This is a genomic window from Hydrogenophaga luteola (assembly GCF_042648585.1).
Classification (GTDB): domain Bacteria; phylum Pseudomonadota; class Gammaproteobacteria; order Burkholderiales; family Burkholderiaceae_C; genus Hydrogenophaga; species Hydrogenophaga luteola.
The window spans coordinates 151,895-173,216 of the sequence record NZ_JBHRXX010000001.1 but is presented as its reverse complement, the minus strand read 5'-3'; the positions used below and the strand labels follow the sequence as shown (position 1 = coordinate 173,216).

Genomic DNA, 21,322 nt, shown 5'->3' with positions numbered 1-21,322 from the left:
TCCCAGGGCGGAGGTCTGCCTATACTGATCCTCTGTCGCACCGCCCGCGCCAAGAGGATCGCCATGAACGCCCGCCTGCCCGCTTCGGCCCTGCCGCTGGAGCCCCAAGCCCTTCAATCGCACGTCGACGCCGCCTGGCGGTCGTCCATCGTGCCCGAGCTGCAGCGCTACATCGCGGTGCCGGCCAAATCGCCGATGTTCGACCCCGACTGGGCCGCCCACGGCCTGCTGGAGCGGGTGCTTCAATCTGCCGCCGACTGGGTGCGTGCGCAGCAGGTGCCGGGCTTGCAGCTGGAGATCGTGCGCCTGAACGACGCCCAGGGTCGGCCGCGCACGCCGGTGCTGTTCTTTGAACTGCCGGCCAGCGAGGGCAAGGATGGCACGCCCGCTCCAGCCAGCGGCCAGACCGTGCTGATGTACGGCCACCTCGACAAGCAGCCAGAGTTCAACGGCTGGCGCAGCGATCTGGGGCCCTGGACGCCGGTGATCGATGACGGCAAGCTCTATGGCCGCGGCGGCGCTGACGATGGTTACGCCGTCTACGCCAGCATCACCGCCATCCAGGCCCTCAAAGCCCAGGGCGTGGCGCACCCGCGCATCGTGGGCCTGATCGAGACCTGCGAAGAAAGTGGCTCGGCCGACCTGCTGCCCTATGTGGACGCGCTGAAAGCCCGGCTGGGCGACGTGGGCCTGGTGATCTGCCTGGACAGCGGCGCCGGCAACTACGACCAGCTGTGGCTCACCACCAGCCTGCGCGGCATGGCCAGCGGCGTGCTCAAGGTCGAGATCCTCACCGAAGGCATCCACTCGGGCGACGCCTCGGGCCTGGTGCCGTCGAGCTTCCGCATCATGCGGCAGGTGCTGGACCGGCTGGAAGACAGCGGCACCGGCCGCCTGCTGCCCGCCAGCTTCCACTGCGAGGTGCCCGCCGAGCGGCTGGCGCAGGCGCAGGCCACGGCCGCCATCCTGGGCGACGAACTGTTCAAGCGCTTCCCCTGGGCGCATCACGACTGCGGCGGCGCCACCGTCTCGGCCCTGCCCACCACCACCGACCCGCTGGAGGCCCTGCTGGCGCGCACCTGGCGGCCTACGCTCTCCGTGACCGGCGCCGACGGCTTTCCCGACATTGCCAACGCCGGCAACGTGCTGCGGCCCTACACCGCGTTCAAGCTCAGCTTGCGCCTGCCGCCGCTGGTCGAGGCCGCGCCCGCCGTGCAGCAGCTCAAGGCCCTGCTCGAAGACAACGCGCCCTACCAGGCCAAGGTGACGTTCGAGGGCCTGAGCTCGGCCACCGGCTGGAACGCGCCGAGCACCACGCCCTGGTTCGAGCAGGCGCTGCAGGACGCCTCGCAGGCGCACTACGGCGCGGCCTGCGCCACCATTGGTCAGGGTGGCACCATCCCGCTGATGAACATGCTCAGCCAGGGCTTCCCCACCGCGCAGATGATGGTCTGCGGCGTGCTCGGACCGCGCAGCAACGCGCACGGCCCCAATGAGTTCCTGCACCTGGACTACGCACGCCGCCTGACGGCGTCGGTGGCGCAGGTCATCGCCCGCATGCCCTGACGCCGCGCCACCCATGTCCGACACCACCCAGGCGCCCTTCACCCTGCGCGACGGCCTGAACATCGCGCTCTACGACTGGCCCTTGCCGTCGCGGCAGCGGCCACGGGCCGTGGTGCTCATCGTGCACGGACTGGGCGAACACGCCTGGCGCTACGACGCGGTGGCACAGCGCCTGAACGAATGGGGCTTCAGCGTGCGCGCCTACGACCAGCGCGGCCACGGCGACTCGGGCGGTGACCGCGGGGTGCTGTCGGACGACGACGACCTGCTGGCCGACCTGCAGGAGCTGGTGGACGACACGCGCCGGCACATCGCCGAGCCCTGGGCCTGTCCCCTGGTGCTGCTGGGTCACAGCATGGGTGGTCTGGTGGCCTCTGCTTTCGTGCAGCGTGAGATCGCGCCGGTGGATGCTCTGGTGCTCTCGTCACCCGCGCTGGACACCGGCATGAGCGCGTTCCAGCGCCTGCTGACCCGGCTGCTCTACCGCTGGGCGCCCGACCTCACCCTGCCCAACGGGCTGGACCCGCGCGGCATCTCCCACGACCCGGCGCAGGTGGCGGCCTACCAGCGCGACCGGCTGGTGCACAACCGCATTTCGGCACGGCTGGCGCGCTTCATCGACAGCAACGGCCCGCGTGTGGTGGCGGCCGCGCCGACCTGGACCGTGCCCACGCTGCTGATGTACGCCGGTGCCGACCGGCTGGTGCGGCCCGAGGGCAGCCGCGCCTTTGCCGCGGTGGCGCCCAAGGGGCTGGTGCACAGCCGCCGGTTCGACGGGCTGTTCCACGAAATATTCAACGAGTCCGACCCGTCGGCGGTGTACGCCGAGCTGCGCGCCTGGCTCGACGCGCACATTTCGGCCTGAGTCTCAGCGCCGGCCCATCAGGCCGCCGAGCATGCCCATCAGGTCGCCCGCGTCCAGCCCGCCGTTGCCACCGCGCTGACCGCCGCCCAGCAGCGCCCCGAGCGCGTCCAGGCCGTTGTCCGGCGGCACCTGCCCCTGGGGGGTGAGCTGGTCGATCAGGCCGGGCAGCAGGTCGGCCATGGTGCCGGCGGCCTGCTGCTGGTTGCCCCCGAGCTGGCGGGCGATCATGTCCATCAGGTCCGGGCCCAGGGCGCTGCCCAGCGCGTCGGGCGAGACCGGCTGGTTGGCGCCCGTGCCCACCCAGGAGGCGGCGGCATCGCCCAGGCCGGCTTGCTGCAGTTTGCTCAGGATGCCCGAGAGCCCGCCCGCGTTGTTCATCAGCATGCCGATCAGACCGATCAGCAGTTGCGGGTCCAGACCACCGGGGCTGCCCTGCGCCGGCGGGTTGTTCTGCTGTCCCCCGAAGGCGGCGTTCGTGGCCGCGCCCACCAGTGAATCCAACAGTCCCATGTGAGCTCTCCTCTGAATGCGTGGCGTCCGGCGCCGACCGGGGCCGGTTCAGGCCGGATTGTGGGCTGCGCGCCGGAGCCAGGCAAGCCAGCCCAGCGCCACCCCGGTGAGGGCCACGGGCACCAGCGAACCCAGGTTCAGCAGGGCCCAGCCCTGGGTGGTGACGAGGGCGCCGGAGGCGAACGAGGTGACGGCCATGGTGGCGAAAACGAAGAAATTGATGGCGGCCTGCGCGCGGTCTTTTTCCTCAGGTCTGTAGGCTTGCAGCGACAGCGTGGTGCTGCCGGTGAACAGGAAATTCCAGCCCACGCCCAGCAGGAACAGCGCGATCAGGAACTGGTGCAGGTCCACACCGGTGAGCGCGATGGCGATGCAGGCCGCGTTCAGCAGTACGCCCACGCCCATGATGGTCAGCACCCCGAAGCGCTTGATCAGGTGGCCGGTGAAGAAACCCGGCGCGAACATGCCGATCACGTGCCACTCCAGCACCAGGGCCGCGTCGTCGAACTCGAAACCGCAGACCTGCATGGCCAGCGGCGTGGCGGCCATCAGCAGGTTCATCACGCCGTAGCCCAGCGCCGCCCCCGCAGCGGCCACGATGAAGACGGGCTGCCGCATGATCTCCGACAGCGGCCGCCCGGTGTCGGCGTTGGCCTTCTTGGGCGGCAGCGGCGGGAACTTCATGAAGGCCATCACCGCCATGGACAGCAGCGCCACCACGGCCAGCGCGAGGTAGGCGCCGGCGAACGGCACCTCCAGCAGGTTGCGCGTGCGGCTGGCGAGGTTGGGGCCAGCGACGGCGCCGATCAGGCCGCCGGCCAGCACCAGCGACACCGCCTTCTCGCGGTAGTCGGGCGCGGCCAGTTCGGCGGCGGCGAAGCGGTAGAGCTGGCCGTTGGCGCTGTAGTAGCCGGCCACCACGGTGGCGGCGACCAACAGCCAGAAGTTCTTGTCCATCGCCGCCCACCAGCACAACAGCGCCGAGCCCAGGGCGACCAGCAGACCGATCTGGAACGAGCCCTGGCGGCCGAAGGCGCTCTGCGTGCGGGCCACCAGCGGCGTGGACAGCGCGCCACCGACCACGTAGCCCATGACCGGGAGCGTGGCCATCCAGCCCAGCGGGGCCAGCGAGAGACCCACCAGCCCGTTGATGGCGATGAAGACCACGTTGTTGGTCAGGAACAGGCCTTGCGCGGCGGCCAGCAGCCAGAGGTTTTTGTTCATAAGTCGGTGTTTATACAGGGGCCTGTATTTGCCGCAGGGGCCTGTACGATGTGACCGCCCCGGACAGAGAAGGGGTTGCTACCACCAGGAGGACATGTGATTTCAGCGTGCACGCGCCGCACCGGCGCCCTGATTCTGTTGGCGTTCGCGACGGCTGGCCCGTCGTTTTCTGCGATGGCGGCCGGCGCCAAACCGGAAGAAGCGCCCCGCAAATACACCCAGGCCTACGTGACCGAGATCGCGGTCAAGCTGCTCGACAGCGAGCCCGACGAGAAGCGCATCGAAGACAAGAAGACCCTGGAGATGAAGCTGCCGCAGACCACCCGCAAGAAGCTGCAGGACGAGGGCCTGACCGTGGCCGACGCCGATCCCGGCGCGCTGGCTGGCGCAGTGCGACTGAAGATCGCCATGGACTACGACCCGGGCAACCGGGCCCTGCGCTGGGTGGGTGGCATGTTTGGCGCTGGAAAGGGCACGGTGTCTGTGAAGGTCGAGGCCATCGATGCAGTCACCGGGGCGTCGGTGGCGACCGAGGAGTACAGCGACTCCAAGGGCATGGGCGGTTTTGGCGGCGACTTCTACGGCTTTGCGACCGAGGCGGTCGATGAGGCGCTGGAGGAGCTGGCCGACAAGCTGGCGGCAATTCCCCGGCCGGTCCAGTGACGCGATGGGGGCATCGATGCTCAGGTGCTGGTTGACCGTCTTGTGCCTGGTGGGTCTGCTGCTGCCGGCGTCGGCGCAGACGCTCGCCCCCGGCAGCCGCGAGCTCTCCGTGGTGCACGCCGGGCAGGCGCGCGATTTCATCGTGCACGTGCCCAGGAGCTACCGGGCGGACCGCCCGGTGCCGCTGGTGCTGGCCCTGCATGGCGGGGGCGGCAGCATGGAGGTGATGGCCCGCGACCGGCTATATGGCCTGGTCGCGCAGTCCGAGGCCAGTGGCTGGATCGTCGTGTTTCCCAACGGCTTCAGCCGCCTGGGCGGCAAGCTGGCCACCTGGAACGCCGGCCTCTGCTGCGGGGCCGCGCGCGACCGGGGCAGCGACGACGTGGGGTTCCTGCGCGCGGTGGTGGCGGATGTGCAGCAACGCCTGAACATCGACCCGCAGCGTGTCTTCGCGACCGGCATGTCCAACGGCGGGATGATGAGCTACCGACTGGCCTGCGAAGCGTCCGACGTGTTCCGCGCCGTCGCTGCCGTGGCGGGTACCGATGGCACCACCGACTGTCGGCCAGGCCGGCCGGTGCCGGTGTTCCACATCCACGCCAGGGACGACGATCGCGTGCTGTTCAACGGCGGCTCGGGCAGCGACTCGAACACCCACGCCGACTTTGTCTCGGTGCCGGGCACGGTGGACAAGTGGGCCCGGCTGAACGCCTGCAAGGGCCCCGCCGAGACCGTGCTGAAGAGACCCGGGGTGGTGTGCGAGGTGCGCCGCGGCTGCCAGGACGGGGCCGAAGTCCGGCTCTGTGTCACCGAGACCGGCGGGCATTCCTGGCCGGGTGGGCGCAAGGCGCTGGGGGGCAAGGGCTCGTCGGCGCTGGACGCGACGACCGAGATCTGGGACTTCTTTGCGCGCCAGTGACGGGCTCAGGCCAGCGCCTGCACCAGCGCGGCCAGCGCGGCCGTCTCGGCGCGCAGCACCCGCGGGCCCAGGGTCACAGGCCGGAATCCGGCCTCGCGGGCCTGCGCGTCTTCCTGGGGGGACAAGCCACCTTCCGGACCGCTGAGAAACAGCACCGGCGTGCCGGCGGGGTGATCACCCAAGACCTCGGACAGCGGGCGTGAGCCCTCAGCCAGAGAGAGCACACAGCGCAGCGGGGTCAGGCCCTCGCTGCCGCGCAACCAGGCGCTCAGGTCGGCGACGGGCGCCACGGTCGGCACCCGGTTACCGCCGCATTGCTCGCAGGCCGCGACCGCGACCGACTGCCAGTGCCCCTGCTTCTTGGCTGCCCGGTCGCCGCTCAAGCGCAGCACGCTGTGCGCGGTGTGCAGCGGCTGCAGGCTGGCCACGCCCAGTTCGGCGGCCTTTTCCACCAGCCAGTCCATGCGCTCGTTGGCCGGCATGCCCATCGCCAAGTGCACGCGCCGCACCGGCTCGCGCTCCACGTCTTCAAACGCCTCGACCTTCACCGCCACGTCGCTGCGGCCCATGCGCAGGATGGTTGCCGACCACTGGCCGCCTTCTCCGTTGAACAGCGTGATCACATCGCCCGGCTGGTGGCGCAGCACCTGCACATGGCGCGCGGCAGCGGCCGGCAGGTCCAGCTCGGTACCGGCGCTCAGCGGGACGGGGCAGTGAAAGCGGGGCACGGTGGAGCGGCTCAGACGCGGCCGAAGGCGAAGCCGCTGGCGGCCTGCAGGCCTTCCACTTCGTCGATCAGTTTCAGCAGCGGGCCGAGTTCGCGGTAGCGGTGCGCGGTGGCCCGGATGTAGGCGATGAAGCGCGGCGCATCGGCCAGGTACTTGGGCTTGCCGTCGCGCAACGTGAGCCGCGCAAAGATACCGGCCACCTTGAGGTGGCGCTGCAGGCCCATCCATTCGACGGCGCGGTAGAACGCGCCGAAGTCGCTGTGCCAGTCCTCGAAGTCCATCAGACCGGCCTTGCGCGCCTTCTCCCAGTAGCGCACGGTGATGTCGATGACGAAATCCTCTTCCCAGCTCAGGAAGGCATCGCGCATCAGGCTGGCGATGTCATAGGTGATCGGACCGTGCACCGCATCCTGGAAGTCCAGCACGCCCAGCTGCTGCGCGGGTGTGCTGCCCGGCTGAGACGGAATCATGAGGTTGCGCGGCATGAAGTCGCGGTGCACATGCGCCGTGGGCGCGGCCAGGTTGCGCGCCACGATGGTGTCGAAGGTCTTTTGCAGCGTGGTGGCGATGGCGCCTTCTACCTTGATCTGCCGGTGCTGCACCAGGTACCAGTCGGGGAACAGCTGCAGCTCGCGGCGCAGCAGGGCCTCGTCGTAGGGCGGAAGCTCGCCTGGCTTGGAGGCGAGCTGCCAGGCCAGCAGCGTGTCCACCGCCTGCAGGTAGCGCGCGTGGTTGGCCTGCGGGTTGTTGGCGTCGATCTGCTCCATCATGGTCTGCGTGCCCAGGTCGGGCAGCAGCATGAAGCCCTGGGGCTCGTCCCAGGCCAGGATGTCGGGCACCAGCAGACCGGCGGTCTTCATCAGGCCCGCCACGTGCACGAAGGGCCGGCAGTTTTCCTTGTCGGGCGGCGCATCCATCACGATGCGGCTGCCGCCGTCCACGGTGTCCACGCGCAGGTAGCGGCGGAAACTGGCGTCGGCCGAGGCCGGGCGCAGCGTTTCGGGGCGCAGGCCCTGGACCGTGGCCAGGCCTTGAAGCCAGTGGTCGAAGGCGGCGTGGCGGGCCGGATCGGCCCAGGTGACTGCGGGGGTGTTCGGCGTCATGGAAGCGGGGGGAGACGGAGGCGCCGGCATGCTGGCGGGCCGGGCGGGAGGCATAGGATAATGGCCGGAGATTCTACAAATCCCCCTTGTCGTCGGTCACCTCCGCCGGCAGTCCGAGGCCCGGTCGACCGACAGCGACAGGGCATGTGTCACCGAAATCAGAGACGGCCGTTTCGCCACACACCGCCTTGAAACCTGATTCCTCCTCCCTGAACAGCCCCGCCCGTCTGCCGCGCATGGCGCGACTTCCGGAACCCACCACCCTGGCGCGCGCTGTGCAAGGGGCGTTGGCCGTGCTCGCACTGGGCGGCGCCTGCGTTCCGTCCTGGGCCCAGAACCAGAACACCGGTCCCGACGCGGCGGCCATCCGGCTCAAGCCCGGCGAGTCGCTGATCCAGCAAGTGCCCACGGAGGTTCGCAAGCAGCTGCCCGTCTTCATCTGGGGCGAGAGTCTGGAAGGCGAGATGGACGGCGTGACGGTCATGCAAGGCGGCGCCGAACTGCGCCGGCACGACACCGTGATCCGCGCCGACCGCATCGAGCACGACAAGCGCACCGGCGAGACCAAGGCCCAGGGCAACGTGCTGATCAACCGCAACGGCGACCGCTTCACCGGCCCCGACGCCGAGGTCAACGTCAACAGCCACTGGGGACACTTCAACCAGCCCGAATATTCGCTGTTGAAGAACGAAGGCAAGGGCGACGCACGCCGGGTCGACTTCATGGGCGACGACCGGACCATGGTGCACGATGGCCGCTACTCGACCTGCCCGCGGCCGCCCGGCTCGACCTGGATGCCCGACTGGATCGTGCGCGCCTCGTCCATCGAACTGGACCGGGTGGAGGACGTGGGTATTGCCAAGTCGGGCGTGATCGAGTTCAAGGGAGTGCCCATCCTGGCCGCACCCATCCTGAGCTTCCCTCTGTCGGACCAGCGCAAGACCGGTGCCTTGCCACCCAGCCTGAGCATCAGCACACAGAGCGGCGTGGAGCTGTCGACGCCCTATTACTTCAACATTGCCCCCAACTACGACGCCACGGTCACGCCCACGCTGATGACCAAGCGCGGCCTCGACCTGTCGGGCGAGTTCCGTTACCTGCAGCCCGGTTACACCGGCAACCTGCGCACGTCCTACATGCCCTCGGACAAGCTGCGCGACGACGACCGCTGGGCGGTGGCCTACCGCCACAACCACCAGTTGACCCGCCCGATCGGCGGTGGCAGCCCGATCGGGCTGCGCGTGAACCTCAACAAGGTCAGCGACGACAACTACTGGCGCGACTTCCCGCGCACCATCACCTCGCTGACCTCACGCCTGCTGTACAACGAAGTGGCGTTGGGCTGGGGCAAGGGTCCCTGGTCCGCCAGTGCTGGCATGTACCGGTACCAGACCCTGCAGGATGTGAATGCGCCGATCACGCCGCCGTTCGACCGGTTGCCGTCCATGGGCTTTTCCTACGAACAACCCAACCAGACCCTGTTTGGTGCACCTGGATGGGATTTGTCCTTCGCTACCAACGCGACACGCTTTCAGCGGGCTGTGTTGAGTGCGGGAGTCCCCACCGGGCGGGAGATCGGTGGTGACCGTTCGGTGGCGGTGGCCCAGATCGCCCGGCGCTGGCAGGCCCCCGGCTGGTACGTCACGCCCAAGGCGCGCGTGCACATGGCGCGCTACAGCAACGACAACACGACCGGGTCCAATGTGTCGGCCTCCCGCACCGTGCCAACGGTCAGCATCGACAGCGGCCTCGTGTTCGAGCGACCCACCGAGTTCCTCGGTACCAGCTACATCCAGACCCTGGAGCCGCGGGCCTTTGCGACCTGGACACCGTTCCGCGACCAGAGCGATCTGCCCAACTACGACTCGGCAGCGCGCAGTTTCAACTACTCCAGCATGTTTGCCGAACATGCTTTCAGCGGCAACGACCGCATCAGCGACACCCGGGCGGTGACGGTGGGTGTGAGCTCCCGTCTGCTGGATTCGGAGACCGGGGCCGAGGTGGTGCGCCTGGGCGTTGCCCAGAGGGCCCTGCTGGCCGACCAGAACGTGACGCTGCCAGGTGGCGCACCGGTCACGGAGCGCCTGAGCGATACCCTGCTGTCGACCCGTGTGCAGTGGGACCCGCTGTGGTCGCTCGATGCCAACGTGCAATACAACACCAAGACCAGCGAGTCCCGCCGTACCACCATCGGTGGTCGCTACACGCCGGGTCCCTACAAGGTGCTCAGCGCGGCTTACCGTATCCAGAAGGGTGTGAGCGAGCAGCTCGATCTGGGCTGGCAGTGGCCGCTGTCCGGCATCTGGGGCCGCACCCCCGAGCCGGTGCCGGGACGGGCCCTCGGGCCGGGGCAGTGGTACGGGGTCGGGCGCCTGAACTACAGCATGCCGGACCGCAAGCTCATTGATGTGATTGCCGGTTTCGAATACGACGCCGGATGTTGGCTGGGGCGTGTTGTCCTGGAGCGCCTGCAGACCAGCTCGACCACCTCGGACCGCCGCATCCTGTTCCAGCTGGAGTTCAACGGCTTCTCGAAAGTCGGCGGCAGCTCCTTGCAGAGCATCCAGGCCAATGTGCCCAAATACCAGTACCTGCGTGAAGAAGTCGTCCAGCCCAACCGTTTCCAGCAATATGACTGAACGTCCAGGTATTCGCCGCACAGGCTTGCAGATCCTGTTGGCCGGGGGGCTGTTGCTCGGTGCCTGGTCGGCGCAAGGCCAGGCCCTGCGCCCGGCGCCGGAGTTGCAGCGCCCCGCAAGCGCTCCCTCGACGCGCACCGTGGACTACATCGTCGCGCTGGTCAACTCCGAGCCCGTGACCAACTTCGATGTCCGGCAGCGCATGTTGCGCGTCGAACAGCAGTTCGCGGCCCAAGGCAGGGCCCTGCCGCCCCGCAGCGAACTGGTCCAGCAGGTGCTGGAGCAACTCATCGTCGAACGGGCGCTGCTGCAGCAGGCCACCGAACAGGGGGTTCGGGTGGACGAGGCCACGCTGGCGCAGGCCGAACAATCGCTGGCAGCGCAGAACCAGCTCAGCGTAGAGGCTTTCCGGCAGCGGCTGGCTGCCGAGGGCATGGACATCAACAAGCTGCGCAACGAACTGCGCAACCAGGTGTTGCTGCAGCGCCTGCGCGACCGTGAGGTGGAGGCGCGCGTGCGCGTCACCGAGGCCGACATCGACCGCTTCATTGCGGAGCGGCAGGCCGCCCGTCCCGAAGGGCTTGAACTCAACCTCGGACATGTGCTGGTACAGGTGCCCGAAGGGGCCAGTCCCGACAAGCTGCGCGAGCTGGAAGCCCGGGCCCAGGGTGTGGTCGACCGTCTGCGCAAGGGGGCCGATCTGGCGGTTCAGGCGCGTGAGTACTCAGAAGCGCCCGAGGCGTCCAGTGGCGGTCTCCTCGGGTTCAGGCCGCTGTCGCGCCTGCCCGAGCTGTTTGTGCAGGCCACACGCAACCTGCCGGTGGGTGGCGTTTCCGGGCCCTTGCGCAGTGCGGCCGGGCTGCACGTGCTCAAAGTGGTGGACAAGCGCCAGTCTCCGTTGCCCGAACTGAGTGTCGTGCAGAGCCGTGCGCGCCACATTCTGCTGCGCCCGGGCGCTCAACTGAGCCAGGACGAAGCCATTGCAAGGCTGAACAGCTATCGCCAGCAGATTGCTGCAGGACAGGCCAGCTTTGAGGATCTGGCCCGTCAGTACAGCCAGGATGGTTCTGCCCGCCAGGGCGGTGACCTGGGCTGGGTCTCACCAGGCCAGTTCGTGCCCGAGTTCGAGCAGGTGATGAATGCGCTGCGTCCCGGCGAGGTGTCGCAACCGGTGGTGTCCCGGTTTGGCGTGCACCTGATCCGTCTGGAGGAGCGCCGCCAGGCCGCGCTCAGCGAGCGCGAGCAGCGTGACATGGCGCGCGAACTGGTGCGAGAACAGAAGGCCGACGACGCGATCAACGCGTGGACCGAAGAGGTGCGCAGCCGCGCCTTTGTCGAGATGCGCGAAGCGCCGCAGCCTTGAGTCTTCATAGGCACGCCTGCGCATGAAGCATGTCGCGCGAAAGCGCTTCGGTCAGCATTTCCTGAGCGACACCGCCATCATCGATGCGATCGTCGCAGCGATCGCGCCGTCGCCATCGGACGCCATGGTGGAAATCGGTCCGGGTCTGGCGGCCTTGACCCAGCCGCTGGTCGAGCGCCTGGGTCGCCTGACGGTGATCGAGCTGGACCGGGACCTGGCGGCCCGCCTGCGGGAGCACAGCCTGCTGGACGTGGTCGAGTCCGACGTGCTCCGCGTGGACTTCACCGCGCTGTCGGCGCGCTGGCAGGGTCGCAAGATCCGCGTGGTGGGCAATCTGCCCTACAACATCTCCAGTCCTATCCTGTTTCACCTGCTCGATCATGTGGCGGTCGTTCAGGACCAGCACTTCATGCTGCAGAAAGAGGTCATTGACCGCATGGTGGCCGCACCGGCCACCGCCGACTACGGTCGTCTCTCGGTGATGCTCCAGTGGCGCTATGCCATGGAGAACGTGCTGTTCGTGCCGCCCGAGAGCTTCGACCCACCGCCCCGGGTCGACAGCGCGGTGGTGCGCATGGTGCCGTTGGCGCAACCGCCAGCGATGGATTTCAGGACCTATGGCGACCTGGTGCAGACGGCGTTCAGCCAACGCCGCAAGATCCTGCGCAACACCTTGGGCCGGTGGTTGGAGGAACGGGGCTACATGGGCGACTTCGACTTGCAGCGCCGGGCCGAAGAGGTGCCGGTGGCGGAGTACGTTGCGCTCGCGCAGGCCGTTCGGACATGAAAAAAGCCGCTGCATGAGCAGCGGCTTTTAGAGGTTCCGAGGTTGATCAGGCAGCGGTCAGCCAGTAACCCGCATTGAACGGGCTGCTCATACGCAGCGCCATCGGGCTCACGTCCAGGATCTTGTCCGTGGGCATGGGCTCTTCGTTCTCCACCTCGATCGGCTCTTCACCTTTTGGGGCGCGCGCGACCGAGAAAGAATAGAAGCAGCGGAACGGAATCTTGCGATCACTCCAGTAGTCGGCCGCGTCGCGGAAGATGTCCAGCAGTTGCTCGCGCGCTTCCTTGTCGAACTTGGCGTGCGCCGGGATGTGTTCGAGCACGACGATGAAACCGGTCTGCGGACCCGACTTGTGGACCAGATCGGTCATGCAGTCGTAGAGGGCGTCAAAGTTTTTGCCGAAATGCGGCGGCAAAGTGTACTGTGCTGCGATCAGTTCGAGCACGTCCTGCTTGCTCTGGGCCTTGGCCAGGTTGGCGTACAGGAAGTGGTGACCCAGCTGCTCGGCGGCAGCCTGCAGGTCTTTCACGCCGAAGGCGCGGATCGACTGAACGATGTTGGTACGAACGTTACGAAGTGGCGTGTCCATCTCCGCGTCTCTTTCTACAGTCAAAGTTGAAAACGAAATCCACTCACATCACCGCGGGTCACTGCACGATCAGCCGGAAACTGCTGTAGTGATCCTCGGTGTAATAACAAGCATCCGGCGAACGTGGCTGCTGGCCTCCGCACACGATCCGCCTGGCCCCGCGGTGCCTCAACCCCGGCGTGGGCACTGTGTATTCCCGGTAATAACCCCGCTTCTGGCTGGGCAGCAGGCGCTCGCGGTTGCCGAACACGGTGCCGTCCTTCTCATACCGGAACGGTCCCCCCTGGCGAATCTGCTCCATGACAGCCTGTCCCTGTGGCGGCAGGCCGGTATAGGCCACCGAAGCCACCGCTGAACCGGGAAGTACGGAAGAGGGGGTCCGGGCCTGCACCAGCATGGTGCTCAGCGACGTCGCCAGAACCGCGGAAAGGGCCAGCCCCACGACCAGCCCGACACGGCTCTTTGTTGCCCGGATCGGTTGCAGACCCATCAAAGTCCCTGTGTTCCTCAAGCCATCCACCTGTCCCGGGGCGTCTGCTCAGCGCAGATTCCTCCCCTTTTTGGGGTGGGTTAACCCTGAAATACAAGCGCGCAAGTGTGCCTGATGCGCTGCAAAAAAGCAAGTTGTTGCTGATTAATTGAGCAGGTTCAGCAGGGGCAATTGTGAAAATTAGTTAGTGCTTGCTATATGCATCAAGCTTGACGCTGCGCGTTGGCTTCGGCAACGGTGAGGGCGGTCATGTTGACAATGCGGCGCACGGTGGCGCTGGCGGTGAGGATGTGCACAGGTTTTCCCACACCCAGCAGCATCGGGCCGATGGCGATGTTGCCTCCGGCCGCAGTCTTGAGCAGGTTGTAGGCGATGTTGGCGGCGTCGATATTGGGGCAGACCAGCAGGTTGGCGTCGCCCTGCAGGGTCGAGCGCGGCATGATCGACACCCGTGCATCGGCATCCAGCGCCACGTCGCCGTGCATCTCGCCATCCACCTCCAGCCACGGTGCATTCGATTGCAGGATGGCCAGGGTCTCGCGCATCTTGACTGCGCTGGGTTGGTTGCTGGAGCCGAAGTTGCTGTGCGAGAGCAGAGCCGCCTTGGGCGTGATGCCAAAGCGCATCATCTTGCGGGCCGCCATCTGGGTGATCTCGGCCAGCTGTTCGGCCGTGGGGTCGTAGTTGATGTGCGTGTCCACCAGGAACACCTGGCGGCCGGGCAGCATCAGGGCATTCATGGCCGCGTAGCAGATGGCGCCTTCACGCTTGCCGATCACCTGGTCGATGTAGTCCAGGTGCAGCTGAGTGTTCCCCCAGGTGCCGCAGATCATGCCATCCACGTCGCCGCGGCGCAGCAGCATGGAGCTGATCAGCGTCAGGCGTCGGCGCATCTCGATCTTGGCCAGCTGCTCGGTCACACCCCGGCGCTCCATGAGTTGGTGGTAGGTGGTCCACAGCTCCCGGTAGCGCGCGTCCTGCTCGACGTTGACCACGTCGTAGTCCAGGCCTTCCTTCAGGCGCAGGCCGAATTTTTCGATGCGCTCGGCGATGATCGCCGGGCGTCCCAGCAGCGTCGGGCGGGCCAGGTTCTCGTCGACCACGATCTGGCAGGCGCGCAGCACCCGCTCCTCCTCACCCTCGGCGTAGGCCACGCGCTTCTTCAGCGCGGTCTTGGCGGCCGCATACAGCGGCTTCATGATGGTGCCGGAGGCGAACACGAAGCTCTGCAGGCGCTGCTTGTAGGCGTCCATGTCGGTGACCGGGCGCAGGGCCACGCCGCTGTCGGCTGCCGCCTGAGCCACGGCCGGCGCAATCTTCATCATCAGGCGCGGGTCGAAGGGCTTGGGGATCAGGTACTCGGGGCCGAAGGCCAGCTTCTCGCCGGCGTACGCCGCTGCCACCACTTCGCTCTGTTCGGCCTGGGCCAGCTCGGCAATCGCGTGCACCGCGGCGATCTCCATCTCGTCGGTGATGGTGGACGCGCCGGCGTCCAACGCGCCGCGGAAGATGTAGGGGAAGCACAGGACGTTGTTGACCTGGTTCGGGTAGTCGGTGCGGCCGGTGGCCATGATGGCGTCGTCGCGCACCGCCTTCACGTCTTCGGGCGCGATCTCGGGGTTCGGGTTGGCCAGCGCAAAAATCAGCGGCCTGGCGGCCATCTTGGCGACCATGTCCTTCTTGAGCACACCGCCGGCCGAGAGGCCGAGGAACACGTCGGCACCGGCGATCGCCTCGCTGAGCGTGCGCTGCGCGGTCTTCTGAGCGAACACCGCCTTGTCCGGGTCCATGAGTTCGGTGCGGCCTTCATAGACCAGGCCGGCCAGATCGGTCACCCAGATGTTCTCGCGCGGCAGCCCCAGCTTGACCAGCAGCTGGATGCAGGCCAGCGCCGCGGCGCCGGCGCCCGAGGTCACCAGCTTGACCTCCTTGATGTTCTTGCCCACGACCTTCAGGCCGTTGAGCAGGGCCGCGCCGACCACGATGGCCGTGCCGTGCTGGTCGTCGTGGAAGACCGGAATCTTCATGCGCTCGCGCAGCTTGCGTTCGACGTAGAAACAGTCGGGCGCCTTGATGTCTTCGAGGTTGATGCCGCCGAAGGTGGGTTCGAGCGACGCGATGATCTCGACCAGCTTGTCGGGGTCCTTCTCGTTGATCTCGATGTCGAAGACGTCGATGCCCGAGAACTTCTTGAACAGCACCCCTTTGCCTTCCATCACCGGCTTGGCCGCCAGCGGGCCGATGTCGCCCAGACCCAGCACGGCGGTGCCATTGGTGATGACCGCCACCAGATTGCCACGCGCGGTGTATTTGAAGGCGTTGACGGGGTCTGCCACGATCTCTTCGCAGGGCGCGGCCACGCCGGGCGAGTAGGCCAGCGCCAGGTCGCGCTGGTTGGTCAGCTGCTTGGTGGCGGCAATGGCCACTTTGCCGGGGACGGGTTTCTCGTGGTATTCGAGGGCGGCGCGGCGCAGCTCTGCGCGCTTGTTCTGGGCTTGTTCGGTGCTCATGGGCTGTCTCCGGCGTGTTGATTCTGCAATGCGAAACGCTGTTGCGCATTCTAAATCTTGGTGTTCGGCATGACCATCGTTTTTTGCGAACGGATGGTTCGGGCGCCTGTGACATTCTGGGCCGTAATCCGGCGCGCGCAAGCTCGGTTTTCCACAGCAAAAAGCCGCCCGAGGGCGGCTTTTACTGCAAGGGGTAATGAATCAGGCCGGGACCGGCGCCTCGGTCTGCAGTTGCAGATGAGCGGTGGGCTGGGAGGGGCGGCACTGCATCCACACCGCGCGGGCGCTCGACTCGCATTGCCCGCACTGGGTGGCCACACCCATGTCGATCTGGATGTCGTCGAAGCTGGCGCCACAGCGCGCAGCCTGGGCGATGGCTTTGTCGTTCACACGGCGGCAGACACAGACGATCATGATGGCAAGGGGATCGGAGGAAGAACAAGCAAATGATAATTGCTCGCATTCAAACCTCAAAGTCCCCTGTGCACCCAGGGGTTTGACCCCCGTGTCCGGGGGATCTCCGGTCAGCTCTCGTCGCCCATCTGGCTCTGCAGGTAGTTCTGGATGCCGACCTTGTCGATGAGTTCGAGTTGGGTTTCGAGGAAGTCGATGTGTTCCTCGGTGTCGTCTAGGATCTTCATCAGCAGGTCGCGCGAGACGAAGTCGCGCACCGACTCGCAATAGGCCACACCGTCCTTGATGGTGGCCTGCGCGCCGCGCTCCAGCGCCAGGTCGCTGCCCAGCATTTCGGGCACGTTTTCGCCGATGTTGAGCTTGCCCAGGTCCTGCAGGTTCGGCAGGCCGTCGAGCATGAAGATGCGGTCCATCAGCCAGTCGGCGTGCTTCATCTCGCCGATCGACTCCGAATATTCCTTCTTGGCCAGCTTGTCCAGGCCCCAGTGCTTGAGCATGCGGTAGTGCACGAAGTACTGGTTGATCGCGGTCAGCTCGTTCTTGAGCTGGGCCTGCAGATGGGCAATGGCTTGTGGGTCGCCTTTCATGGGTCCGTCCTTTCCTGTTTTGTGTGGGAACCGCCATTGTGGTCAGTCCGGACGCCCCTTGCGGACTCAAAATCACAAACACTATACTTAATGCGAATCATTCTCATATAATCAACACTCACCACCCCTGCCAGCCAAGCATGCGCCGCTTCTGTGGCCTGTGTGCAGCCAGCCCGGGAAGACGTTCTTCTTCTTCAGGCCTGTCCATGCACCCTTGTTCCGCGTTCCGTTCCGCCGCACTCCGGCCTCCTGTCGCCGCCATGGCCCCTGTGGCGCTGGCGGTGCTGGTGCTCTCTCAGTCTGTCGCCCTGGCCCAGCAGGCCCCGGCCGCCGAGCCCGAGGCTGCCAGCCTGCCCACCGTGGTGGTCACCGGATCGCGCAGCGAGCGCGACCCCGCCGAGGTGCCGGTGGTCATCGACGTGCTGGGTGCCCAGGCGCTGGACCCGGCGGGCGTGCAGGACATCCGGGACCTCGTGCAGACGCTGCCCAATGTGTCGGTGAAGCGCGCGCCCACCCGCTTTGGCGCGGCGGTCGGCTCCACCGGCCGTGACGGCAACGCCGGCTTCAACATCCGCGGGCTGGAAGGCAACCGGGTGCTGCTGACGGTCGATGGCGTGCGCATGCCGAGGGAGCTGACCAGCGGTGTGTTCGGCTCGGCCGCCTTCGGTCGCGACTACTTCGAGCTGGGCCACATCTCGCGCGTGGAGATCCAGCGCGGTGCGGGTTCGGCGCTGTACGGCTCGGACGGCCTGGCCGGTCACGTGGCCATGTTCACCGCCGAGCCGAGAGATCTGGTGAAGCCGGGGCAGACCACGCTCACGCGGTTGAGCCTGCAGGCCGACACCGAGGACGACGGGCGCCGTGCCGGCCTGATGGTCGCGGGGACACCCAACGAACGCCACCAGTACCTGGCGAGCCTGCACTACGGTGTGGCTGGCGCGCTGGACAACCAGGGCCGCAACACGTCGGCCAGTAGCGCCCGCACCGCCCCCAACCCGCAGGACGACCGCTCGCTGGGCGCGCTGCTCAAGTGGATCGCGACGCCGGGCGGCGGGCAGAAGCACAGCTTCACGGCCGAACACATCGACAAGCGCAGCGAGGTCGAGGTCTACAGCGGCCGGGGCGCGGCCAACGGCTTCTTGACCACCGACCTCGATGGCACCACCGACCTGCGCCGCAGCCGCCTGGGCTGGGATGGCCGCTTCCGCACGGACGCCCCCTGGGCCGACGAGCTGCGGGCCACCGTGGCGCTGCAGGACGCCGAATCGCGGGAGTTGGCCCTGGAGCAGCGCCGCAGCCTGGCCGGTGGCCCGGTGACCGGCCGCAGCCGCGACGTCACCTACGAAGAGCGCCTGCTGCAGACCACGCTGCAGGCAGAGAAGTCCCTGTCCTCGCCCGCAGGCGGCTGGGCGCAGCGCCTGGTCTATGGCGTGGACCTGGTGCGCAGCGAACTCGACAACCTGGTCACCGGCACCGTGCCGCCGGTCTACGAGCGCTACCCGCTCAAGCGCTTTCCCGAGACCACGGAGAACACCGTGGGCGCCTTCGTGCAGAACGAGTTCCAGACCGAGCGCTGGACCGTGGTGCCCGCGCTGCGCTACGACCATGTGCGCCTGGACGCCGAAGACGACGCCTTGTACCCCAAGCAGCCGGCCGACCTGAGCGCGTCAGCGCTCTCACCCAAGCTGGGCGCGATCTACCGCGCGAACGAACATTGGGCCCTGTTCGGCAACCTGGCCGCTGGCTTCCGCGCGCCCTCGGCGCTGCAGCTCAACAACTATTTCGACAACCCGCTGGGCTACTACCAGAGCATTCCCAACCCCGACCTCAAGCCGGAGAAGAGCAGGACCCTGGAACTGGGCGTGCGCGGTCAGGGCGATGGCGTCCAGTGGGAGGCCAGCGCCTTCACCGGCCGCTACAAGGACTTCATCGAAGAACTGGTGCGTGTGAACGGCACGGGCGTGCCCGGCGATCCGATCCAGTACCAGGCGGTCAACCGGGGGAAGGTCAGCCTCAGCGGTGTGGAGCTCAAGGGGCGCTGGCAGCTGGCGGCAGCGACCGCGCTGCGCCTGGCCCTGGGCCGCACCCAGGGCAAAGACACCAGCACCGGCCGGCCGCTGAACTCGGTCAACCCGGCCGAGCTGCACGCGGCGCTGGAGCAGAAACTCGGCGCCTGGACCGTCGGCCTGGGCCTGACGCACGTGGCCGCCAAGAAGGCCAAGGACGTGGACTTCAGCGCCACCCCGGCCCAGTTCGTGCCCAAGGCGTACACCACGCTGGACCTCAAGACGAGCTGGCAGCTGAGCCAGACCACCCGGCTCAGCGCCGCGGTGCGCAACCTGACCGACCGGACGTACTGGCAGTGGACCAACGTACGCGGCGTGGCCGCCACGTCCCCCGTGCTGGACGCCTACACCGCTCCCGGCCGCAGCGTCTCGGTGGCGCTGGTGACCGAGTTCTGACCCATCCCCAAGGAGGCCCCATGGACGCCCTGCACCCGCAACCCGCTCCCGACGATTCCACCGGTGACGAGGAGTACCTGCTGCCCTCCGTCGACGCGCTGATGGCCGGCACCTTCGCCCTGATGACGGGCTACGCCCAGGCCGGCGCCGAGTGCCCGAACCGGGGCCTGATTGTCAGGAAGCTGGTGTCCAACCTCTTCTTCCTGGCCAACCACCCGCAGGTGGCGCCGCCCATGCGCTGCATGCTGGGCAACCTGCGCACGCGCTGGCAGATCCTGCTGGAGGAGGCCGGCGCCCAAGGGCCGCGCGAGCCGGTGCCGACCGCTCTGTGGCACACCGCCCCCGGGGCGCTGCAATGAGTGCGGCGCCCACGACCATCGAGGAGCCCGCGATGAACATCCGCACGACGGCGGTCGAACTCCGCCAACGGTTCGCTGAAGCCCGCTCCCGCGGTCTGCGCGCCCGCGAGGCCGCCGAGGCCATCGGCCTGAGCGAGGGTGCCGCGGTCGCGGCGCACGTGGGCGGGCACGACCAGCCGCTGCGCGCCGTGCCCCTGCAGCCCCGCTGGCTGGAGATTCTCCAGTCTCTGGAAGCCTGCGGGCCGCTGATGGCGCTGACCCGCAACGACAGCACGGTGCACGAAAAGACCGGTGTCTACCAAAACCTCTCGGCTAGCGGCCCGGTGGGTCTGGCGGTGGGCGAGGACATCGACCTGCGGCTGTTCTTCCAGCACTGGCACGCCGGCTTTGTGGTCACCGAGCGGCAGGCGAACGGCAGCGAACAGGCCAGCCTGCAGTTCTTCGATGCGCATGGCACGGCTGTGCACAAGGTCTACCCCCGGGCGCAGACCGTGCAGAGTGTCTGGGAGCAGGTGCAGCAGCGATGGGCCGATCCGACGCGCGAGCTGGCCTTCCAGCCGGGGCGTGCGCCAGTGGCCCCGCCCGCTGCGGCCGATGTGGCGGCGCGCTGTGCCGACGACTTCACGCAGGCCTGGGCGGCGATGACCGACACGCACCAGTTCTTCGGCCTGCTGCGCCAGTTCGGGTTGGAGCGCCAGCAGGCCTTCGGTTTGGTGGAGGGGCGCTTCACGCAACGTGTGGACAGCGGGGCTGTGCGCCAGCTGCTGCTGGCCGCATCGCTCGATGGCACGCCCATCATGGTCTTCGTCGGCAGCCCGGGCTGCATCCAGATCCACACCGGTCCTGTGCAGCGGGTCGAGCCCATGGAAGTGCACGGCAAGACATGGCTCAACGTGCTCGACCCGGGCTTCAACCTGCACCTGCGCGAAGACCTGATCGCCAGTGCCTGGATCGTGGAAAAGCCGGGTGACTTTGGCACCGTGACCTCGCTGGAGGTGTTCGATGGCGACGGCGGGCTCATGGCCATGTTCTTCGGCGCGCGCAAACCCGGCCAGCCCGAACGGGCGGACTGGCGCGCCCTGCTTGCGCCGCTGCGCCACACCGGCGAGGTGGCCGCATGAACGGGCCGACCACACTCAAAGCCATCGAACTCAAGGCCTTCGTGCCCGCGAAGGACTTCGAGCTGTCCAAGCGCTTCTACGCCGACCTCGGTTTCGAGCAGCGTTCCGAAGGCGGCGGCGTCGCCTACTTCCACGTCGACGGTTGCCCCTTCCTGCTGCAGGACTTCTACGAACCCACGCTGGCGGACCACCTGGTGATGCACCTGCTGGTGCCGGACGTGCAGGCCTGGTTCGCGCACGTGCAGGCGCAGGATCTGGCCGCCCGCTACGGCGCGCGCGTCACGCCGCTGGTGGACCAGCCCTGGGGCATCACCGAATTTGTCGTCATCGACCCCGCCGGCGTCTGCTGGCACATCGGCCAGAACACCCCCGGCTTCGCACCCGTCGGCCGACTGGCCGACTGACCCCCATGCCACCCCGACA

General features: G+C 67.5%; 19 protein-coding genes and 1 pseudogene. 11 read left to right on the top strand and 9 right to left on the bottom strand.

What is annotated here, in order from left to right; all coding sequences use genetic code 11:
• Nucleotides 1–63 precede the first annotated feature (63 nt).
• Both ACFOPI_RS00765 and ACFOPI_RS00760 read left to right on the top strand, forming a co-directional pair.
• The gene (locus tag ACFOPI_RS00765; protein WP_382169780.1) at nt 64–1,566 is read left to right on the top strand and encodes a M20 family metallopeptidase; all 1,503 of its coding nucleotides are present in this window, start codon (nt 64–66) and stop codon (nt 1,564–1,566) included.
• Between the two features lie 13 nt (nt 1,567–1,579).
• Complete coding sequence (locus tag ACFOPI_RS00760; protein WP_382169778.1) at nt 1,580–2,431, top strand: alpha/beta hydrolase; 852 nt, start codon at nt 1,580–1,582, stop codon at nt 2,429–2,431.
• A 3-nt stretch (nt 2,432–2,434) separates the two neighbouring features.
• On the opposite strand, the gene ACFOPI_RS00755 is transcribed toward ACFOPI_RS00760, so the two are convergent.
• Both ACFOPI_RS00755 and ACFOPI_RS00750 read right to left on the bottom strand, forming a co-directional pair.
• Nucleotides 2,435–2,941 (bottom strand): YidB family protein, encoded by a 507-nt coding sequence (locus tag ACFOPI_RS00755; protein ID WP_382169776.1) that lies wholly within the window; start codon nt 2,939–2,941, stop codon nt 2,435–2,437.
• A gap of 48 nt (nt 2,942–2,989) precedes the next feature.
• Nucleotides 2,990–4,165, bottom strand: coding sequence for an MFS transporter (locus ACFOPI_RS00750; protein ID WP_382169774.1), 1,176 nt, complete (start codon nt 4,163–4,165; stop codon nt 2,990–2,992).
• 96 nt (nt 4,166–4,261) lie between these two features.
• Between ACFOPI_RS00750 and ACFOPI_RS00745 the strand changes: the two genes are divergently transcribed.
• Together ACFOPI_RS00745 and ACFOPI_RS00740 are read left to right on the top strand one after the other, a co-directional pair.
• The gene (locus tag ACFOPI_RS00745; RefSeq protein ID WP_382169772.1) at nt 4,262–4,828 is read left to right on the top strand and encodes a DUF4410 domain-containing protein; all 567 of its coding nucleotides are present in this window, start codon (nt 4,262–4,264) and stop codon (nt 4,826–4,828) included.
• Between the two features lie 31 nt (nt 4,829–4,859).
• Nucleotides 4,860–5,747, top strand: coding sequence for an extracellular catalytic domain type 1 short-chain-length polyhydroxyalkanoate depolymerase (locus ACFOPI_RS00740; protein WP_382169770.1), 888 nt, complete (start codon nt 4,860–4,862; stop codon nt 5,745–5,747).
• Between the two features lie 5 nt (nt 5,748–5,752).
• Here the strand turns inward: ACFOPI_RS00740 and ACFOPI_RS00735 are convergent, their stop codons facing one another.
• Nucleotides 5,753–6,475 (bottom strand): 16S rRNA (uracil(1498)-N(3))-methyltransferase, encoded by a 723-nt coding sequence (locus tag ACFOPI_RS00735; RefSeq protein ID WP_382169768.1) that lies wholly within the window; start codon nt 6,473–6,475, stop codon nt 5,753–5,755.
• Between the two features lie 11 nt (nt 6,476–6,486).
• Nucleotides 6,487–7,578: an aminoglycoside phosphotransferase family protein gene (locus ACFOPI_RS00730; RefSeq protein ID WP_382169766.1), complete on the bottom strand. Its 1,092-nt coding sequence runs from the start codon at nt 7,576–7,578 to the stop codon at nt 6,487–6,489.
• 188 nt (nt 7,579–7,766) lie between these two features.
• On the opposite strand from ACFOPI_RS00730, the gene ACFOPI_RS00725 reads away from it, so the two are divergent.
• The 3 genes from ACFOPI_RS00725 to rsmA are packed head-to-tail and all read left to right on the top strand — an operon-like array spanning nt 7,767 to nt 12,367.
• Nucleotides 7,767–10,217 carry an LPS-assembly protein LptD gene (locus tag ACFOPI_RS00725; protein ID WP_382169764.1) on the top strand — a complete coding sequence of 817 codons (2,451 nt, stop codon included), beginning with the start codon at nt 7,767–7,769 and terminating at the stop codon, nt 10,215–10,217.
• The gene (locus ACFOPI_RS00720; protein ID WP_382169762.1) at nt 10,210–11,580 is read left to right on the top strand and encodes a peptidylprolyl isomerase; all 1,371 of its coding nucleotides are present in this window, start codon (nt 10,210–10,212) and stop codon (nt 11,578–11,580) included. Before ACFOPI_RS00725 ends, ACFOPI_RS00720 begins: the two co-directional genes overlap by 8 nt.
• 22 nt (nt 11,581–11,602) lie before the next feature.
• Nucleotides 11,603–12,367 carry a 16S rRNA (adenine(1518)-N(6)/adenine(1519)-N(6))-dimethyltransferase RsmA gene (gene rsmA / locus ACFOPI_RS00715; RefSeq protein WP_382169760.1) on the top strand — a complete coding sequence of 255 codons (765 nt, stop codon included), beginning with the start codon at nt 11,603–11,605 and terminating at the stop codon, nt 12,365–12,367.
• A 193-nt stretch (nt 12,368–12,560) separates the two neighbouring features.
• Here rsmA and ACFOPI_RS00710 read toward each other — a convergent pair.
• From ACFOPI_RS00710 to bfr, 5 genes and pseudogenes are all read right to left on the bottom strand, one after another.
• Nucleotides 12,561–12,956: pseudogene (locus ACFOPI_RS00710) on the bottom strand (barstar family protein); the annotation flags it as partial.
• A gap of 58 nt (nt 12,957–13,014) precedes the next feature.
• Nucleotides 13,015–13,446 (bottom strand): ribonuclease domain-containing protein, encoded by a 432-nt coding sequence (locus ACFOPI_RS00705; RefSeq protein ID WP_382169758.1) that lies wholly within the window; start codon nt 13,444–13,446, stop codon nt 13,015–13,017.
• A gap of 203 nt (nt 13,447–13,649) precedes the next feature.
• A complete protein-coding gene (locus ACFOPI_RS00700) occupies nt 13,650–15,956 on the bottom strand; it encodes an NADP-dependent malic enzyme (RefSeq protein WP_382169756.1) in 2,307 nt (768 codons plus the stop codon).
• Between the two features lie 201 nt (nt 15,957–16,157).
• Nucleotides 16,158–16,370: a (2Fe-2S)-binding protein gene (locus ACFOPI_RS00695; protein ID WP_066258802.1), complete on the bottom strand. Its 213-nt coding sequence runs from the start codon at nt 16,368–16,370 to the stop codon at nt 16,158–16,160.
• A 110-nt stretch (nt 16,371–16,480) separates the two neighbouring features.
• Nucleotides 16,481–16,957, bottom strand: coding sequence for a bacterioferritin (gene bfr / locus ACFOPI_RS00690; protein ID WP_382169754.1), 477 nt, complete (start codon nt 16,955–16,957; stop codon nt 16,481–16,483).
• A gap of 260 nt (nt 16,958–17,217) precedes the next feature.
• On the opposite strand from bfr, the gene ACFOPI_RS00685 reads away from it, so the two are divergent.
• From ACFOPI_RS00685 to ACFOPI_RS00670, 4 genes are read left to right on the top strand one after another with little or no spacing between them, the layout of a single operon-like run.
• Nucleotides 17,218–19,419 carry a TonB-dependent hemoglobin/transferrin/lactoferrin family receptor gene (locus ACFOPI_RS00685; RefSeq protein WP_382169752.1) on the top strand — a complete coding sequence of 734 codons (2,202 nt, stop codon included), beginning with the start codon at nt 17,218–17,220 and terminating at the stop codon, nt 19,417–19,419.
• Nucleotides 19,420–19,439: 20 nt separating this feature from the next.
• Nucleotides 19,440–19,778: a hypothetical protein gene (locus ACFOPI_RS00680; RefSeq protein ID WP_382169750.1), complete on the top strand. Its 339-nt coding sequence runs from the start codon at nt 19,440–19,442 to the stop codon at nt 19,776–19,778.
• A 32-nt stretch (nt 19,779–19,810) separates the two neighbouring features.
• The gene (locus tag ACFOPI_RS00675) at nt 19,811–20,899 is read left to right on the top strand and encodes a hemin-degrading factor (RefSeq protein WP_382169748.1); all 1,089 of its coding nucleotides are present in this window, start codon (nt 19,811–19,813) and stop codon (nt 20,897–20,899) included.
• Nucleotides 20,896–21,303, top strand: a complete 408-nt coding sequence (locus ACFOPI_RS00670; RefSeq protein WP_382169746.1) for a VOC family protein — start codon at nt 20,896–20,898, stop codon at nt 21,301–21,303. Before ACFOPI_RS00675 ends, ACFOPI_RS00670 begins: the two co-directional genes overlap by 4 nt.
• Nucleotides 21,304–21,322: the final 19 nt, after the last annotated feature.

Bases quoted from the DNA above. Each gene is read 5' to 3' on its own strand.
- ACFOPI_RS00765 (WP_382169780.1), top strand. From the start codon at position 64: ATGAACGCCCGCCTGCCCGCTTCGGCCCTGCCGCTGGAGCCCCAAGCC.
- ACFOPI_RS00760 (WP_382169778.1), top strand. From the start codon at position 1,580: ATGTCCGACACCACCCAGGCGCCCTTCACCCTGCGCGACGGCCTGAAC.
- ACFOPI_RS00755 (WP_382169776.1), bottom strand. From the start codon at position 2,941: ATGGGACTGTTGGATTCACTGGTGGGCGCGGCCACGAACGCCGCCTTC.
- ACFOPI_RS00750 (WP_382169774.1), bottom strand. From the start codon at position 4,165: ATGAACAAAAACCTCTGGCTGCTGGCCGCCGCGCAAGGCCTGTTCCTG.
- ACFOPI_RS00730 (WP_382169766.1), bottom strand. From the start codon at position 7,578: ATGACGCCGAACACCCCCGCAGTCACCTGGGCCGATCCGGCCCGCCAC.
- ACFOPI_RS00720 (WP_382169762.1), top strand. From the start codon at position 10,210: ATGACTGAACGTCCAGGTATTCGCCGCACAGGCTTGCAGATCCTGTTG.
- rsmA (WP_382169760.1), top strand. From the start codon at position 11,603: ATGAAGCATGTCGCGCGAAAGCGCTTCGGTCAGCATTTCCTGAGCGAC.
- ACFOPI_RS00705 (WP_382169758.1), bottom strand. From the start codon at position 13,446: ATGGGTCTGCAACCGATCCGGGCAACAAAGAGCCGTGTCGGGCTGGTC.
- ACFOPI_RS00700 (WP_382169756.1), bottom strand. From the start codon at position 15,956: ATGAGCACCGAACAAGCCCAGAACAAGCGCGCAGAGCTGCGCCGCGCC.
- ACFOPI_RS00695 (WP_066258802.1), bottom strand. From the start codon at position 16,370: ATGATCGTCTGTGTCTGCCGCCGTGTGAACGACAAAGCCATCGCCCAG.
- bfr (WP_382169754.1), bottom strand. From the start codon at position 16,957: ATGAAAGGCGACCCACAAGCCATTGCCCATCTGCAGGCCCAGCTCAAG.
- ACFOPI_RS00685 (WP_382169752.1), top strand. From the start codon at position 17,218: ATGGCCCCTGTGGCGCTGGCGGTGCTGGTGCTCTCTCAGTCTGTCGCC.
- ACFOPI_RS00680 (WP_382169750.1), top strand. From the start codon at position 19,440: ATGGACGCCCTGCACCCGCAACCCGCTCCCGACGATTCCACCGGTGAC.
- ACFOPI_RS00675 (WP_382169748.1), top strand. From the start codon at position 19,811: ATGAACATCCGCACGACGGCGGTCGAACTCCGCCAACGGTTCGCTGAA.
- ACFOPI_RS00670 (WP_382169746.1), top strand. From the start codon at position 20,896: ATGAACGGGCCGACCACACTCAAAGCCATCGAACTCAAGGCCTTCGTG.